Below are 15,616 nucleotides of genomic sequence, written 5' to 3'. Positions count from 1 at the left end.
TAATTGCTTGGTTGTTTAAATTACAACTAATTAAATTCAATTATTTTTTATCGGCTTTTTCAATAGTAAACGAAAATTCTGAACCTACGCCTAAATTACTTTCTACATAAATATGTTCGTTATGCGCTTCAATTATATGCTTCACAATTGAAAGTCCTAAGCCCGATCCTCCAATATCGCGAGAACGACTGCTATCGGTTCTATAAAAACGTTCAAACAAACGGTTGATATGTTTTTTTTCGATACCAAAACCATTATCGGTTATGCGGATTAGTAATTTTTTATCGGTTAAATTTTTTATTGAAACTTCTGTAGTTCCGTTTTCTTTTCCGTATTTTATGGAATTATCAATTAAATTTAAGATTACTTGATTAATTTTCTCACGATCGCCTTTTACATAAATAGACCTGTAATGATCTTTATCAAACATTAAGGTAATGTCTTTTTTATCGGCTTTCATTTCTAATAAATCAAAAACACTTTGAAAAAGCGCCACAATATCAAACACTTGAACATTAAGCTTTAACTCATTGGTTTCTAACTTAGTAATCATATCTAAATCGTTTACGATATCAATTAATCGATCAATTCCTTTATCGGCACGGTCTAAATATTTTTTTCGGATGGTTTTGTCTTTAACACCGCCTTCTAACAAAGTAGAAATATATCCTTGTACAGTAAACAATGGCGTTTTAAGTTCGTGGGCCACATTTCCAATAAACTCGCGACGGTATTCTTCTTGAACTTTTAGTAATTCAATTTCAATTTTTTTTTCGCTAGCAAACTTATTTACTTCATACATAAGTGTTTGCATATCTGTAGTAATGGGTTGGTTGCGCAAAACCGACTCGTCTAAAATACTTACTTCTTTATAAATTTTTTGAATACGGCGGTAAATAAAACGCTCTACACGGTATTGCAAAACAAAAAAGCTAAAGCAAAAAAACACAAGTACAAAAATTGCTGTAAAAAGTACATTTATGTTAAAATAAAAATATTGCAACATTACCAAAAGTAACATTGCAAATAGGGAAATAACTGCGGCCGATTTTGCCGCAAATTTATACGATTTACGATATTTTACACCCATTAAATTTCTATTTTATAGCCTACCCCTTTAATGGTTTTAAATAAATCGTCGCCAATTTTTTCGCGTAATTTACGTATGTGAACATCAATGGTTCGGCCTCCAACAATAACTTCGTTTCCCCAAACTTTGTCTAAAATTTCTTCGCGTTTAAAAACTTTTCCTGGTTTTGAAGCAAGTAAATAAAACAATTCAAATTCTTTTCTAGGCAAAACAAATTCGGTATTGTCTTTTATAATTTTATATTCTTCTCTGTTAATCTCAATAGTACCAATTTTAAGAACATCGTTCGTTGCAGAATCTTCTTTAACCCTTCTTAATAAAGCTTTTACTTTTGTAACCAATAATTTGGGTTTTATGGGTTTGGTAATGTAATCATCGGCCCCTACATCAAAACCAGCTACTTGTGAATAATCTTCGCCACGTGCGGTTAAAAAAGTAATTATAGTGTTGTTAAGTTCGGGTATTTTACGCATGTTTTCACAAGTTTCAATACCGTCCATTTCGGGCATCATCACATCTAAAATCACTAAATTAGGAACTTCTGTTTTGGCAATTTTTAAGGCTTCTTTACCATTTTTAGCGGTGTAAACTTGGTAATTTTCTGCTTCTAAGTTAAAACCTACTATTTCTAAAATATCTGCATCGTCATCAACCAATAAGATCTTAATATCCTTATTTCTCATTTGTTTTCTATGTTGTTTATGCTGTAAAATTAAGGATAATTAAAAAACAAACAACCGCTTAACAATTATTTAATGTAGTAACAATTTATTTACCATTAGCCAACTTATTCATAAAGCCTGTATAACCTTTCTGTAACTTTTAGATAATTTCTTTGCAATGAAAATTTACAACACAAAACAAAATGAAATTAAATTTTTTGGCAACAGCGTTATTAATTGGAGTGGCTACTTATGCGCAAGATACAAAAACGATTAAAGGCCATATTTACGATGCAGCAAATAATAACGAACCTTTAGCTTACGCTACCGTTATGTTACAGAATACAGAATTTGGTGCAGAAGCCGATGAAAACGGATATTTTGAAATTGCTTGCCCTAAGGGAACTTACTTATTAGAAGCGTCGTACTTAGGTTACCAAACTTACACCCTACCTTACGAAACAGACAAAACAAATGAGGTAACTATTAATCTTATTCCTGAATCCGATTCGTTAGATGAAATTGTAATTACTATTGATAAAAAGAAATCTACCGAAACAGCTTTATTAAACGAACAACGCAAATCGTTAGAAATAAAACAGCAAATTGGAGCACAGGAACTTTCTAGAAAAGGTGTTGGCGATGTAGCTGCAGCAGTTGCAAAAACCACTGGTATTTCAAAACAAGAAGGCAGTAACAATGTGTACGTACGTGGTTTGGGCGACAGATACAATTCTACAACTTTAAACGGTTTACCTGTACCTTCTAACGATCCTGAAAAAAAGAATATTAACTTAGAATTATTCTCTACTGATATTGTAGAATACATTTCTATTGATAAAACATTTAGCTCTAAAAACACTGGTGACTTTGGTGGAGGTAATGTTGATATTTTATCGAAAGATTTTAAAGATAATAGTTTATTTGAAGTAGAATTAGGTACAAAAATAAACACCAATGCAACATCAAAAGGCGCTGAATTTTTATTACCACAGGGACCAAGTAAATTAGGTTATGCAAATTACGGAGTACCTAACAAACCTTTATCAGGTTATCATTTCACCAACAGCTTGCAACCACAAACTGCAGGTCCAATTGGTGGAAATTTTGGTGTACGCGCAGGTAAATCGTTTTTAATTGGCAACACAGGTAAACTTAATTTATTTGCAACCGCAAGTTTTGACAATGCTTTTACGTTTAAAGAAGGTATAAACCAAAGTGCAAGTGCACAAGGCGCAAAATTAAAATCTTTTAACCAAGAAAAATTTTCTCAAACTACTAATACAACGGGCATGTTTAATGCCAACTATCATATAAACGACAAAAACCGCGTTGGTTACAACTTGCTTTATATAAATTCATCTGATTTATCTAGAGACACGTACACAGGTACCGATCGCGATTTTGAAGGCGACCACGACGCTTTATTAGTACAACGTGGTACATTTATTCAAAATACAGTATTAATCAATCAATTACTTGGTAACCATACCTTTAACAACAAATTAGGTTTTGACTGGGCTGTTTCATACAACACTATTAAAAGCGATATGCCCGATAGAACTCAAAATAAAATGTTTTATTGGAAAGATACCAACAATTACACTATAGCTCAACGCACTATTACCGATAATCACCGCTATTTTCAAAATCTTAAAGAAGATGAAATTGCAGCAAACTTAGCATTAAACTACAAATTTGGATCTACAGAAAACGGTAGCGAAAAAGGTAAACTTACATTAGGATACAATGGCCGAGTTAAAAACAGAGATTTTGAAGCCATACAATTTAACTTTCGTATTTCTGGAAACGCATTAAATAGCACAGTAAACCCAAATAACTTAGACACCTTTTTTAACCAACAAAATTATGACAACGGTTTATTTAACATAGAAGCTTTTGCAGGTGAAACTCCACAAACTTACAACGGCGAACAAAACATACATGCAGGTTTTGCAAATGTTGAATACCGTTTAACCGACAAATTAAGTGCTGTTGTTGGTATGCGTTACGAAAAAATTAACCAAACAGTTAAATGGAGAACACAATTAGATGCACAAGAAAAAAACAATGAATTTAACCGCAATGAATTTTTACCAAATTTATCGTTTAAATATGCAATAAACACTGTTCAAAATTTACGCTTAGCTGCAAGTAAAACATATACTTTACCACAGTTTAAAGAACGTGCACGCTTTATTTATGAAGATGTAACCGAAATTAAAGTAGGTAACCCGTATTTGTATCCATCACAAAATTACAACTTAGATTTAAAGTGGGAATTATTCCCTAACTCCGATGAAGTAGTTTCGGTAGCAGCGTTTGGTAAATATATTTTAGATCCTATTAACGAAATTACCATGGCTTCTTCTACAAACGATATCACTTGGGTAAACATTGGCGATAAAGGCTATGTGTACGGTGCCGAATTTGAAATTAAAAAACAGATAATTGATTTTGGTGGCGCAAACAAAAACAATCTATTTGCTGGTTTAAATGTATCGTACATGAAAACAGATCAAGAAATAAATCGTGAAAAAATTCAAAAGGAAACGAACGGTTTAATTAACACCAATTTCAATTTTGACCGTTCATCATTTACAGGCGCATCTGATTTATTATTAAATGCAGACATTTCTTATGTAAAAAATTGGAACAATGATAAAGCCTTAACTGCAACTGTTGCCTACACACACTACTCTGATCGTTTATACGCATTAGGTGTTGAACAAAAAGGAAATTTGGTTGATAAAGGTATGGGATCATTAGATTTTATCCTTAAAACAAATCTTCATAAAAAAGTTGCAATCAACTTTGCCGCACGTAATATTTTAAACCCAGAATTCCGCAGAATACAAGATAATGCATCGGGCCAAATAAATGCAATTACTTATAAACGTGGTGCGTTTTTTAGCTTGGGCGCAAAATATACATTTTAACAACATAAGCATTACATAAGCTTAACACATATTAAACAATTAAAAATCAACTTTGTACAAACAAATAATTAGTATTAAAAATGAAAAAACCAATTGTAAAACTATTTAGCATCGCATTTTTAACGTTAACGTTAGCAGCAACAACAATTTCATGTTCTAACGATGACAGCACACCTATAACTGAAGAGCCAACACCAGACCCAACAGAATTTAAAGTAGATAGAAATGCTTTAACTGGTGAAATTACTAAAGGTCATGTTGTTTTAACTGATGGAACTTACAAATTAACAGGAAAATTAATTGTAGGTGCTGGTGCAAAATTAACCATTAAAGCAGGCGTTACTATTGAAGCTACGCAATTAACAGCAGGGCAGTTTGATGCTGTAAGATATATTGCTGTTGCACAAGGTGGTCAAATTTTTGTTGAAGGAACTGCTACAAACCCTGTAATTATGACAGCCGAAAATAAAAAACCAGGTTCGTGGGGTGGTTTAGTAATTTGTGGTAAAGCGCCTATTAACAAAGGTACAACTGCTACTGCCGAAGTATCAGAATTAACCTATGGTGGTACTGAAACTAACGACAATTCTGGTTCTATTAACTTTTTACGTGTAGAATATTCTGGATACGCTTACAATGCTGATAAAGAATTTAACGGACTTTCATTATTTGGTGTTGGTAAAGGAACAACTATTGAAAACGTACAAGTTCACGATGGATCTGATGATGGTTTTGAATTTTTTGGTGGAACTGTAAATACCAAAAATTTAATTGTTACCAATTTTGCAAACGAAGTGGGTGATGATTTATTTGATTGGACAGAAGGTTGGAGCGGTACAAACGAAAACTGGTACGGTAAGCGTACAAATGGCGGTAACCGTGGTATTGAAGCCGACAACAACTCTAACAACCACATGGCAACACCTATTGCTAATCCTTCTATAAAAAACCTTACGTTAATTGGTAACAATGGGGGCGGCGAAAATCAAGCTATAAAATTAAGAGTAGGTACTAAAGCTATTTTTGAAAATGTTGTTATTAGCAACTTTGGTACTGGCTTTGATGTTGAACACGATGAAAGCATTAGTTATGTTTTAAACGGAACGTTAAAAGCTACCAATGTAAAATTTGACAACGTTACAACAAAATCAAAAGGTAAAAAAACCGATGCTACTGCTGCAGACGTAAGTGCTATTTTTACTGAAGATACATCTGCAAAAGGTGCAGGTAATGGTACAGCTACCCCAACTTGGGCAATGGGTTGGACAACTGGTTTATAAAAAAATCCACAAACTGTCTTACCAAGCGCTGTTAAGGTGTTTTAAAACCATAAAATCAGTTAAAAAAAACCTAAATAACCACAAAATTACTTTTGTGGTTATTTTTTGGTATTTTATTTGTTATTTATTTTATATATTTACATATTCAATTAAATACTATGAAATACAAATACTTATATATACTACTGTTGTTTATTGTTACAAGTTTAGGCGCAAATGCACAAACAGTAAAAAACAATGTGGTAGCAGAGCCAAATAAAAGCGAAAACTCGCTAGAAAAAGTACAAATATACCCTAACCCTGTAACGGGCGGTAAAATTTATATTGCAACCGAAACCAATACAACAAAGGTTATTGAAATGTACGATATGCTTGGAAAACGCATTTTTATTACCGATATGAGTGGTTTTCAAAAAGAATTAAATGTAAACAACCTAAAAACGGGGGTTTATATTTTAAAAATCACCGAAAAAAATAACAGCATTACCCGTAAAGTAATCATTAAATAAAAACTAGCTCGTAATTTTTACGGGCTTTTTTATGAAACAACAATTTATTAACATAGGTTTTTTTTTACTAAAAAAAATTAATGTAAATTTGTAGCATAAAATTTAAAATCAATTAGATATGAAAAAAATTTACACTTTAATTACACTTGTGGCAGCAACATTAGTAGCTAATGCACAAGCTACTTTACCAGTTTACGAACCATATAACTATACTGCACCAGGTGCTTTACAAACACAAACTGGTTATACTGCAATGAACTCTGGTGACGATGTTGCTATAGTTGCTGGAAACTTAACTTACACTAACCTACCTGCTTCTACGGGCAATAAAGTAAATTTTGCAGGTTCTGGTATCGATACTAAATACGACATTACCCTTACAAATTCTAATACAATTTATTATTCATTTTTAGTTAAAGTAAACAACATTAGTGCTGCAACCGATGCAAATGGTGGATATTTTGGAGGTTTTGGTGATTCTACAACTGCATTTGGAGCTACTGTTTGGACAAAAAGAGTAGATGATAACACGTTTAAATTTGGTTCAGAAGTTAGAACAGCTACTGCAGCTGGAACTACTTGGACAACTAGCGATTACAACGTAGGTGAAACCTATTTAGTAGTTGGTTCTTATACTTTTGTTGCTGGTGCAGATAATGATGTTGCTAAATTATGGATTAACCCTACTTTAGGTACAACTACAGAACCAACTGCTACAATTGAAGATCAATGGACAGCAAACGGAGATTTATCACAAATTTTACATTTCTTTTTAAGACAAGATTCACCTGCCGAAACACCTGATTTAGATATTGATGAATTAAGAATTGGTACTTCTTGGGCTGATGTTACTCCTATTGACAATTCAGCTTCAACAAAAGAAAACAGCATTGAAGGTTTAAACATTTTCCCTAACCCAGCAAACGATGTGTTAAACATTACATCAAACAGTACTGCTGAGAAAAACGTACAATTATTTGATTTAACTGGTAAAAAAGTTTTAGATGTAACAACAGTTTCACAAATAAACGTTTCTACATTAAAAGCGGGTATTTATGTAGCAAAAATCAACGAAGCTGGTAAAACTGCAACACGTAAAGTAATTATTAAATAATTTACTTCAACATACAACAAAAAGCATCTCTTAACCGAGATGCTTTTTTATTTTGTAATTTTGTACTTTAAAAAACAAAAATTGTGTTTACACCTCAAGACATTATTTCCATACAAACCACAAAAGAATTTCAAAAAGTGGCACTAAAGGTATTTCGTTACCAATTTCAGCACAACCCTATTTATCAAAAATACTGTTTGTTGTTAAAAAAAAGTCCTGAAAATGTAAAGCAAATACACCAAATTCCTTTTTTACCAATTGAATTTTTTAAAACGCAAAATATTTTAAGTTCAACTCAAAGTATACAAGCTACTTTTACAAGCAGTGGTACTACTGGAGCTATTACATCTAAACACCACGTTACCGATTTAGATTTTTACGAATATAGTTTTAGAAGTGCCTTTTCAAAATTTTATGGCAATATAGAAGATTACGTTGTTTTAGCGCTGTTGCCGTCGTATTTAGAACGCGAAGGCTCGTCGTTAATTTATATGGCTAAAGACTTCATAGAAGGCTCTAATCACCCCAAATCGGGATTCTATTTAAACAACTACAACGAATTAGCGCAAATAATAACCGAATTAGATAAAAACGGTGAAAATGTATTATTAATAGGTGTTACTTATGCTTTGCTTGATTTAATAGAACTGCAGCCTTTTCAATTAAAAAACACCATTATTATGGAAACGGGTGGCATGAAAGGTAAACGTAAAGAAATGATTCGTGAAGAATTACACGGACTACTAACTAACGGTTTTGGAGTTGAAAAAATTCATTCGGAATACGGCATGACCGAATTACTTTCGCAAGGTTATTCTTTTGGCGATGGGATATTTGAATGCCCCCCTTGGATGGATGTTTTAATTCGCGATACCGAAGACCCGCTAACTATTGTTGAAGATGGAAAAACAGGCGGTATTAACGTAATTGATTTAGCAAATATAAATTCTTGTGCGTTTATAGCAACTCAAGATTTAGGCAAAAAACACCCCGATTTTTCGTTTGAAGTATTAGGCAGGTTTGATAATTCTGACATACGTGGTTGTAATTTAATGGTTTATTAATATTATTGCATAAAAAAAGCTGCTTAAAAAGCAGCTTTTTTTTATCAATTCAATATATTATTTTGAAAGTTTTAAACCTTCTACTTTATATTTATCTAAAGCTTTTATTTGTTGAATTTGTTTAGCACTAAAGTCTTTAAATTCGTTAAAATCAACAGCTTTTATTGTAGCAGTTTTTGAAGCTGGCTTAGCAAAAGCTGCAATACTTGCTGTATAGTTTCCTTCCCAATATAACATTGCAGAATTACCACTACTAGCACCTGTACCTGTTGCAGTAAAGTTAGCAGTACCTAACCATGGCGGCTGTTGACTCATCCAACCAGAAGGAACTGTATTTCCTGTTGATGCAAAAGTATAATTAGAACCTGTTATATTAAAAACAGCAGTACCATTTATAGTTACTTTACCACCAACACCAGCGTCAATAATTGCTGAAGGAGCTTGGTTCGGAAAAGCAACAGTAGTAGAATTAAGTAAAGGTACCATTGTAAAAGTTAAGAATTGATTAACAACCTCATCTGCAGCATCATACTCTGATGAAACCATTGCCCATAATGTACAAGTAACACCACTTACATTATAAGCTTTTGGATTACCCGTTGACGAATCAACATTCATATACCATTCAGTTTCAGAAACAGGATAAGATGCGTTGTTGTATTCAATTCTATTTCCTTCTGGAACTGGCACTTCTTCTTCTAATACAGTAAATTTAAAATTAGCTGTAAAATTATCCATAGTAGCAATAACAGAATGGCTACCTGTTTTAACTGGTGTATAAGTACTACCTGGAATTAAAGTACCATTCACTTTAAATTTAGTGGTTGATGTTACGTCTACACCATTTAATGTAGCTTTAAAAGTAAACACATCACCAACGTATTTAGCATCGTCTGGATTTGTATGTTCTGCCTTAAAAACTTGTTGTTCTGGTGTTTCTGGTAATTTTGTACCTGCACCATTGTCTACATATTCTACACACGAATTTAAGCTTATCATCGCTAATAGAAAAAAGAGTAGTTTATTAATTTTCATAAATACTAGATGTTTAAGTTTTCTAATTAAAACTCTAAAGTATAAAAAAAAATCATTGCTGTTAAAAAATTAACACATTATTTTTCATTTTATTCACAATTTTTCTTCAAAACTATTAGTTATAAACTTGTAAAAAAGTTATTACATTGCAATTTTAAATGTATTACAATGGCAAAGCACTTGTAAAATCTGACGTTTGGTTGATGTTCTTATCTTGATATCGCAACGACCATCCTAACGATTTGGTAACAACTAAAAATTTACTTAGTTCACTAATCAATCTATTTTTTGCATTTGCTTGAATGTTCGATTTTAAAATTTTGGCTTTAAATTGTTTTTTTACATTTTCTTGTATTGCATTATAATCGGCACCTTCAAAAGTATTAAAGCGCGATTCTTCTACATCGTAAATTTTAACATCGGGCCAAATTTTTATTTCTTCGGTAGGTATGTGTGTTATTTTTACAATTTTATTTGCTGCGTCTATTGTGTATTCTAACTTTGATAAATCGTACACTATTTGTACATCGGCATTAACAACAACTAAAGCTTTTTTATCAAAACTCATTAAATTCATAAACGATTTTTGATCTTTATAGTTGTAAATCTGAGCTATTTTAGCTTCGTTTACTACCAATTTACTTACGTTTTTCATTTGTTGCTGAATTAATTCGGTATCAGGTACTACTTCGTTTTCTTTATCAACCTTTCGCATTATATAAAAAGTAAGTACACCCCCAAATAGCATACAAACAAAAGCAAATAGTAAGGAACGTTTTGTCATATTATCTAAAATTCATAAATGGATATTGTTCTAGCAAATCATCTAATTTTAATGCTAATTTATCTAAAAAAAGCTGATGTGCATAGGCATACGGATTAAATGGTTTATGCGCCAAGCCCTTTTGCACCTCATCAACTTTTTTCATGGTTTGATACATTTCTGGGTGAATACAATTCTCGGTAAATCGTTCCCAGATATAATCGATTGCCATTTGATTTGGATGCAATAAATCGGTATTATAAAAGCGATAATCACGCAATTCATCCATCATAATTTCATAAGAAGGAAAGTAATACGCTTGATTATTTTGACACAAATACTCATGTAATGCCGTAATTAAATGCGCTTTACTGCGTTGATTTTCTACAAAACCATCTTTGATATGCCTAACCGGAGAAACGGTGTAAATTAACTGAATGTTTGGATTTATTTGTTTAATATTTTGTGTTATATTTTGCAAAGCGCTTACACAATCTTGAACCGAAAGCAACTGTTTTGTAAAGTTAGCTTGAGGAATTTTATGGCAATTTGCCACAATTTTATTGGTTTTATTAAAACGATACACCCATGCTGTTCCTAAGGTAATTACAAAATGTGATGCTTGTTGCAAATTTTGTTTAAAAATCGCTGTTTTTTTGTTGATATCTTCTACAATCGATTCTGCATCTAAAGCATTTAAATCAGAATGTGTATCAAAACAACTCCAAATTTCGTTTACGCAAAAAACATCTTCTGTTGTAAAAACGGTATCGTTAAAAGCTGCATGTATCAGCTTTTCTATAGCAACTGGATGAAACAAAATACCCCATGGATTTACAGAATTTTGAAATTGAAATTGCGTTAATTTTTGTGCTATGTTAACCGCAAAACAACTACCCACACTAACAATTTTTGAATGATAATTTATTTTATTTGTCAGTTGGTTAATAGGCACTATAGTTTGTAACTGCATTTTTTTAATGTAAAATTAAGAACTATCTTTTAAAATAGGCGGTCATATCTTCGCCACTTTTTTGTTCTAAGGTATAATCATCGCACGAATACATGTGTACACCTTCAAAAATAACCGTTGGACCTTCCATTATAAAAGCATCTGCAGCTTGCAAAAACGCTTTTAAAATTGCGCCTTGTAAATGTTCGGCATAAGCAGCTTTCGATTCAAATATTTTCAAGTTTAAAAATTTATTTGGATCCACTTGATCCATCATATTGGTTACATGCAAAGTACCCAATTCGTTTTGCACCAAAGCATCGGCTTCGTTTCTTACTAAATTAAAAAAATCTTCGCGCTTGTCTGGAAAAACACGATAAGCAACTATTACAACGTATCTCATAACTACAATTTTTATTTTAAAGTTACGAATTTGTTGTAAAATGCAAAAGAGGAAAGCAAAACTTTCCTCTTTTAAGTATTTAAATATAAAACTATTATTTAATAAAATTTACAGCGTTTGCAATGGCATCATTTACACCTGCAGTATTTTTACCACCTGCTGTAGCAAAAAACGCTTGTCCGCCGCCGCCGCCTTGAATGTGTTTACCTAATTCGCGAACTATTTGTCCTGCGTTTAAACCTTTTTCTGCTACTAATTCTTTAGAAATATAACAAGTTAACATTGGTTTATCATCGTTTACTGTTGCTAAAACTACAAATAAATTGGTTTTATTTTGACCTAATTCGTGTACTAAATCTTTAGCACCATTAGCATCTAAATCTACTTGCTTCGCCAAAAACTGTACGCCATTAATTTCGGTAAATTCGGCAAGCAATTCGCCTTTTAAGTTTTTAGCTTTATCTTTTAACAATTGCTCTACTTGCTTTTTAAGCTTGGTATTTTCGTCTTGTAACGATGTAACCGATTTTAAAACATCTTGCGGATTTTTCAACAGTCCTTTTACGTTGTGTAACAACTGGTTCTGATCCATTAAAAACTGTTTTGCAAACTCACCTGTAATAGCTTCAATCCTACGAACTCCGGCAGCTACAGCACTTTCTGATGTAATCATAAAATGCCAAATATCTTTGGTATTTTGCACGTGAATACCACCACAAAGCTCCATACTTTTACCAAATTTAATGGCACGAACGGTATCGCCATATTTTTCGCCAAATAAAGCCATTGCACCTTCGTCTAACGCTTGTTGAAAAGGAATGTTTCTGCGTTCAACTAATGGCAATGCATCCTGTATGCGCGCGTTTACAAAATCTTCAACTTGCTGTAGTTCATCTTCGGTAACTTTTGCAAAATGCGAAAAATCAAAACGTAAATAAGTATTGCTAACTAACGATCCTTTTTGTTCAACATGTGTACCTAAAACTGCGCGCAAAGCTTGGTGTAACAAGTGTGTTGCAGAGTGGTTACTTGATACATTTTTTCTAAAATCTTGACTTACAACTGCAGTAAAAGTATCATCTAGCTTTCTTGGCAATGTTTTAGTAAAGTGAATAATTACGTTGTTTTCTTTCTTAGTATCTTCAATATAAACAACCTCACCGTTTGAAGCTTCAATAAAACCTTGATCGCCAATTTCACCACCACCTTCAGGATAGAAAGGAGTTAAATTAAAAACCAATTGATACATTTCGCCTAGCTTTTGATTTTCAACTTTACGGTAACGAGTAATTTTTACTTTAGCAGTTGTAACATCATAACCAACAAATTCCTCAACTGCATCGTCATATAAAACCTCCCAATCGCCAGTAGTAACTTTGGATGCTGCTCTAGAACGTTCTTTTTGTTTTTGCAATTCAGCTTCAAAATCAGCCTCGTTTAAAGTATATCCTTTTTCGCGTAAAATTAAAGCTGTTAAATCAATAGGAAACCCAAAAGTATCGTATAATTCAAATGCTTTTTTTCCAGAAACTTCTTTATTTGTGGTTGATGCAATTATGGTATCTAACAAAACCAAACCTTGTTCTAAAGTACGCAAAAACGACGCTTCTTCTTCTTTAATAACTTGTGTTACTAAATTTTGTTGCGATTTAATTTCTGGGAAAAACTCGCCCATTTGGTTACTTAAAACTTCAACCAATTTGTAAATAAACGGTTCTTTTCTATCTAAAAAGGTAAATCCGTAACGAATTGCTCTTCGTAAAATTCTACGAATCACATAACCAGCACCAGTGTTCGATGGCAGTTGACCATCGGCAATAGCAAAGGCAACCGCACGTACGTGATCTACAATTACACGAATGGCAATATCGGTTTTTTCATTGGCACCGTATTTTACGTTTGCAATGGTTTCAACCTCGCGAATTAATGGTGTAAACACATCGGTATCGTAGTTTGATGTTACTCCTTGCATAGCCATACAAAGGCGCTCAAACCCCATTCCAGTATCAACATGTTGTGCAGGTAATTTTTCTAAAGAACCATCGGCTTTACGGTTAAATTCCATAAATACGTTGTTCCAAATTTCAACAACTTGTGGGTGATCTGCGTTTACTAACTCTCTACCCGAAACTTTTTCACGTTCCTCATTTGTACGTAAATCAACATGAATTTCAGAACAAGGACCACAAGGACCTTGATCTCCCATTTCCCAAAAATTATCTTTTTTATTACCTAAAATAATTCGGTCTTCGCTTACAAATTGTTTCCAAATATCAAATGCTTCTTGGTCAAAAGGCACATTTTCTGCATCGTTTCCTTCAAAAACGGACACGTACAAACGGTCTTTATCAATTTTTAAAACCTCTGTTAAAAATTCCCAAGCCCAAGCTAGTGCTTCTTTCTTAAAATAATCGCCAAACGACCAGTTACCCAACATTTCAAACATGGTGTGGTGATAGGTATCAAAACCTACATCTTCTAAATCGTTGTGTTTACCCGATACACGCAAACATTTTTGAGTATCGGCAATACGTTGGCTTTTTGGAGTACCATTGCCTAAAAAATACTCTTTAAACTGGGCCATACCCGAATTGTTAAACATTAGGGTTGGATCGTCTTTTAAAACAATTGGTGCCGAAGGAACAATTAAATGCCCTTTACTTTCAAAAAAATCAAGAAATTTCTTTCTAATATCTTGTGATTTCATTCGATATATATAATTATGAATCGTTCAAAACTAACACTTTAAAAAAGTGATTTAAGGGGCAAAATTAATGATTTTTGTTAGATATTTTGCATTTGTAAGATATTATTAAAGCACTTGTAGTTTAATTTTAAAAAATTGTATATTAGCATAAAGCAAAATTTGAAGATAATGCAGATTGAGTTACCTGAAAAAAGATATTACAGCATAGGCGAAATTGCAAAAGCATTTGGCGTAAACGCCTCGTTGATACGTTTTTGGGAAAAAGAATTTGATGTTTTAAAGCCTAAAAAAAACGCTAAAGGCAACCGAATGTTTACACCCGAAGATTTAAAAAACCTAAAAACTATTTATCATTTGGTTAAAGAAAAAGGGTTTACACTAGAAGGTGCCAAAGATTTTTTAAAAAACAGCAAAAAACCTTCACTAAACACAGTTGAAATTATTGAAAAATTACAGCTTATAAAAAAACAATTAATAAATATTAAAAACGAACTTTAATTTAGAAATTTATGAAAAAATGGCTTATTATTGGCGCAGTAATTATTGGATTATTAATCTTATTTGTTTCGCCTTATAACGGTTTAGTACGTAGTGAAGAAGATGTTAAAAGAACATGGGGCGATGTGGAAACAGCTTATCAAAGAAGATCAGAATTAATACCTAACTTGGTAAAAACAGTTCAAGGCGCTGCCGAATTTGAAAAATCTACGTTAGAAGCTGTTATGGCAGCACGTGCTAAAGCAACGCAAACAACAATTGATCCCGCTAATATTACACCTGAAAAATTAGCTGAATTTCAACAAGCACAAACAGGTGTTTCTAGTGCGTTAAGTAGATTATTGGTTACTGTTGAACGTTATCCTGAATTAAAAGCAAACCAAAACTTCTTGAAATTACAAGATGAGTTAGCTTCAACCGAAAACCAAATTTTAACAGCACGTACACGTTTTAACGAAGTAGTTACACCTTACAACAATAAAGTAAGAACATTTCCTACAGTTATTACTGCTAAATTATTTGGTTTTGGCGAAAAACCATATTTTAAATCTAAAGAAGGTGCAGAAAATGCTCCTGAAGTAAATTTTGATTTCAAATAAA

General features: G+C 32.6%; 14 protein-coding genes. 7 read left to right on the top strand and 7 right to left on the bottom strand.

Annotated features, from left to right (window positions below):
* Nucleotides 1-40: 40 nt before the first annotated feature.
* Both P3875_RS03165 and P3875_RS03160 read right to left on the bottom strand, forming a co-directional pair.
* Nucleotides 41-1,090: a sensor histidine kinase gene (locus P3875_RS03165; protein ID WP_303444804.1), complete on the bottom strand. Its 1,050-nt coding sequence runs from the start codon at nt 1,088-1,090 to the stop codon at nt 41-43.
* On the bottom strand, nt 1,090-1,773 hold the full coding sequence (locus tag P3875_RS03160) for a response regulator transcription factor (protein WP_303444803.1): 684 nt from the start codon (nt 1,771-1,773) through the stop codon (nt 1,090-1,092). The genes P3875_RS03165 and P3875_RS03160 overlap by 1 nt, the downstream gene beginning before the upstream one ends.
* Nucleotides 1,774-1,955: 182 nt before the next feature.
* On the opposite strand from P3875_RS03160, the gene P3875_RS03155 reads away from it, so the two are divergent.
* From P3875_RS03155 to P3875_RS03135, 5 genes are all read left to right on the top strand, one after another.
* Nucleotides 1,956-4,691: a TonB-dependent receptor gene (locus tag P3875_RS03155; RefSeq protein ID WP_303444802.1), complete on the top strand. Its 2,736-nt coding sequence runs from the start codon at nt 1,956-1,958 to the stop codon at nt 4,689-4,691.
* An 80-nt stretch (nt 4,692-4,771) separates the two neighbouring features.
* Nucleotides 4,772-5,971, top strand: coding sequence for a hypothetical protein (locus P3875_RS03150; protein WP_303444801.1), 1,200 nt, complete (start codon nt 4,772-4,774; stop codon nt 5,969-5,971).
* Nucleotides 5,972-6,129: 158 nt separating this feature from the next.
* Nucleotides 6,130-6,480, top strand: coding sequence for a T9SS type A sorting domain-containing protein (locus P3875_RS03145; protein ID WP_303444800.1), 351 nt, complete (start codon nt 6,130-6,132; stop codon nt 6,478-6,480).
* 118 nt (nt 6,481-6,598) lie between these two features.
* On the top strand, nt 6,599-7,594 hold the full coding sequence (locus tag P3875_RS03140; RefSeq protein ID WP_303444799.1) for a T9SS type A sorting domain-containing protein: 996 nt from the start codon (nt 6,599-6,601) through the stop codon (nt 7,592-7,594).
* Nucleotides 7,595-7,677: 83 nt separating this feature from the next.
* Nucleotides 7,678-8,658: a LuxE/PaaK family acyltransferase gene (locus P3875_RS03135; protein ID WP_303444798.1), complete on the top strand. Its 981-nt coding sequence runs from the start codon at nt 7,678-7,680 to the stop codon at nt 8,656-8,658.
* A 57-nt stretch (nt 8,659-8,715) separates the two neighbouring features.
* Here the strand turns inward: P3875_RS03135 and P3875_RS03130 are convergent, their stop codons facing one another.
* From P3875_RS03130 to alaS, 5 genes are all read right to left on the bottom strand, one after another.
* A complete protein-coding gene (locus P3875_RS03130) occupies nt 8,716-9,693 on the bottom strand; it encodes a hypothetical protein (RefSeq protein WP_303444797.1) in 978 nt (325 codons plus the stop codon).
* Nucleotides 9,694-9,856: 163 nt separating this feature from the next.
* The gene (locus P3875_RS03125) at nt 9,857-10,477 is read right to left on the bottom strand and encodes a DUF4230 domain-containing protein (RefSeq protein ID WP_303444796.1); all 621 of its coding nucleotides are present in this window, start codon (nt 10,475-10,477) and stop codon (nt 9,857-9,859) included.
* Between the two features lies 1 nt (nt 10,478).
* A complete protein-coding gene (locus P3875_RS03120) occupies nt 10,479-11,429 on the bottom strand; it encodes a GSCFA domain-containing protein (RefSeq protein ID WP_303444795.1) in 951 nt (316 codons plus the stop codon).
* A 22-nt stretch (nt 11,430-11,451) separates the two neighbouring features.
* Nucleotides 11,452-11,811, bottom strand: coding sequence for a putative quinol monooxygenase (locus P3875_RS03115; RefSeq protein WP_303444794.1), 360 nt, complete (start codon nt 11,809-11,811; stop codon nt 11,452-11,454).
* 94 nt (nt 11,812-11,905) lie between these two features.
* The gene (gene alaS, locus P3875_RS03110) at nt 11,906-14,518 is read right to left on the bottom strand and encodes an alanine--tRNA ligase (RefSeq protein ID WP_303444793.1); all 2,613 of its coding nucleotides are present in this window, start codon (nt 14,516-14,518) and stop codon (nt 11,906-11,908) included.
* Nucleotides 14,519-14,686: 168 nt separating this feature from the next.
* On the opposite strand from alaS, the gene P3875_RS03105 reads away from it, so the two are divergent.
* Nucleotides 14,687-15,016: a MerR family transcriptional regulator gene (locus P3875_RS03105; protein ID WP_303444792.1), complete on the top strand. Its 330-nt coding sequence runs from the start codon at nt 14,687-14,689 to the stop codon at nt 15,014-15,016.
* Between the two features lie 11 nt (nt 15,017-15,027).
* Nucleotides 15,028-15,615 (top strand): LemA family protein, encoded by a 588-nt coding sequence (locus P3875_RS03100; RefSeq protein WP_303444791.1) that lies wholly within the window; start codon nt 15,028-15,030, stop codon nt 15,613-15,615.
* Nucleotide 15,616 lies beyond the last annotated feature (1 nt).

The sequence above is a fragment of the Myroides sp. JBRI-B21084 genome, from assembly GCF_030545015.1.
Lineage (GTDB): Bacteria > Bacteroidota > Bacteroidia > Flavobacteriales > Flavobacteriaceae > Flavobacterium.
Note: the sequence above shows the minus strand (reverse complement) of the source record. Positions and strands in the feature narration are given on the sequence as shown.

Coding starts and splice junctions, on each gene's coding strand:
- P3875_RS03165 (WP_303444804.1), bottom strand. CDS start 1,090: ATGGGTGTAAAATATCGTAAATCGTATAAATTTGCGGCAAAATCGGCC.
- P3875_RS03160 (WP_303444803.1), bottom strand. CDS start 1,773: ATGAGAAATAAGGATATTAAGATCTTATTGGTTGATGACGATGCAGAT.
- P3875_RS03155 (WP_303444802.1), top strand. CDS start 1,956: ATGAAATTAAATTTTTTGGCAACAGCGTTATTAATTGGAGTGGCTACT.
- P3875_RS03150 (WP_303444801.1), top strand. CDS start 4,772: ATGAAAAAACCAATTGTAAAACTATTTAGCATCGCATTTTTAACGTTA.
- P3875_RS03145 (WP_303444800.1), top strand. CDS start 6,130: ATGAAATACAAATACTTATATATACTACTGTTGTTTATTGTTACAAGT.
- P3875_RS03140 (WP_303444799.1), top strand. CDS start 6,599: ATGAAAAAAATTTACACTTTAATTACACTTGTGGCAGCAACATTAGTA.
- P3875_RS03130 (WP_303444797.1), bottom strand. CDS start 9,693: ATGAAAATTAATAAACTACTCTTTTTTCTATTAGCGATGATAAGCTTA.
- P3875_RS03125 (WP_303444796.1), bottom strand. CDS start 10,477: ATGACAAAACGTTCCTTACTATTTGCTTTTGTTTGTATGCTATTTGGG.
- P3875_RS03120 (WP_303444795.1), bottom strand. CDS start 11,429: ATGCAGTTACAAACTATAGTGCCTATTAACCAACTGACAAATAAAATA.
- P3875_RS03115 (WP_303444794.1), bottom strand. CDS start 11,811: ATGAGATACGTTGTAATAGTTGCTTATCGTGTTTTTCCAGACAAGCGC.
- alaS (WP_303444793.1), bottom strand. CDS start 14,518: ATGAAATCACAAGATATTAGAAAGAAATTTCTTGATTTTTTTGAAAGT.
- P3875_RS03105 (WP_303444792.1), top strand. CDS start 14,687: ATGCAGATTGAGTTACCTGAAAAAAGATATTACAGCATAGGCGAAATT.
- P3875_RS03100 (WP_303444791.1), top strand. CDS start 15,028: ATGAAAAAATGGCTTATTATTGGCGCAGTAATTATTGGATTATTAATC.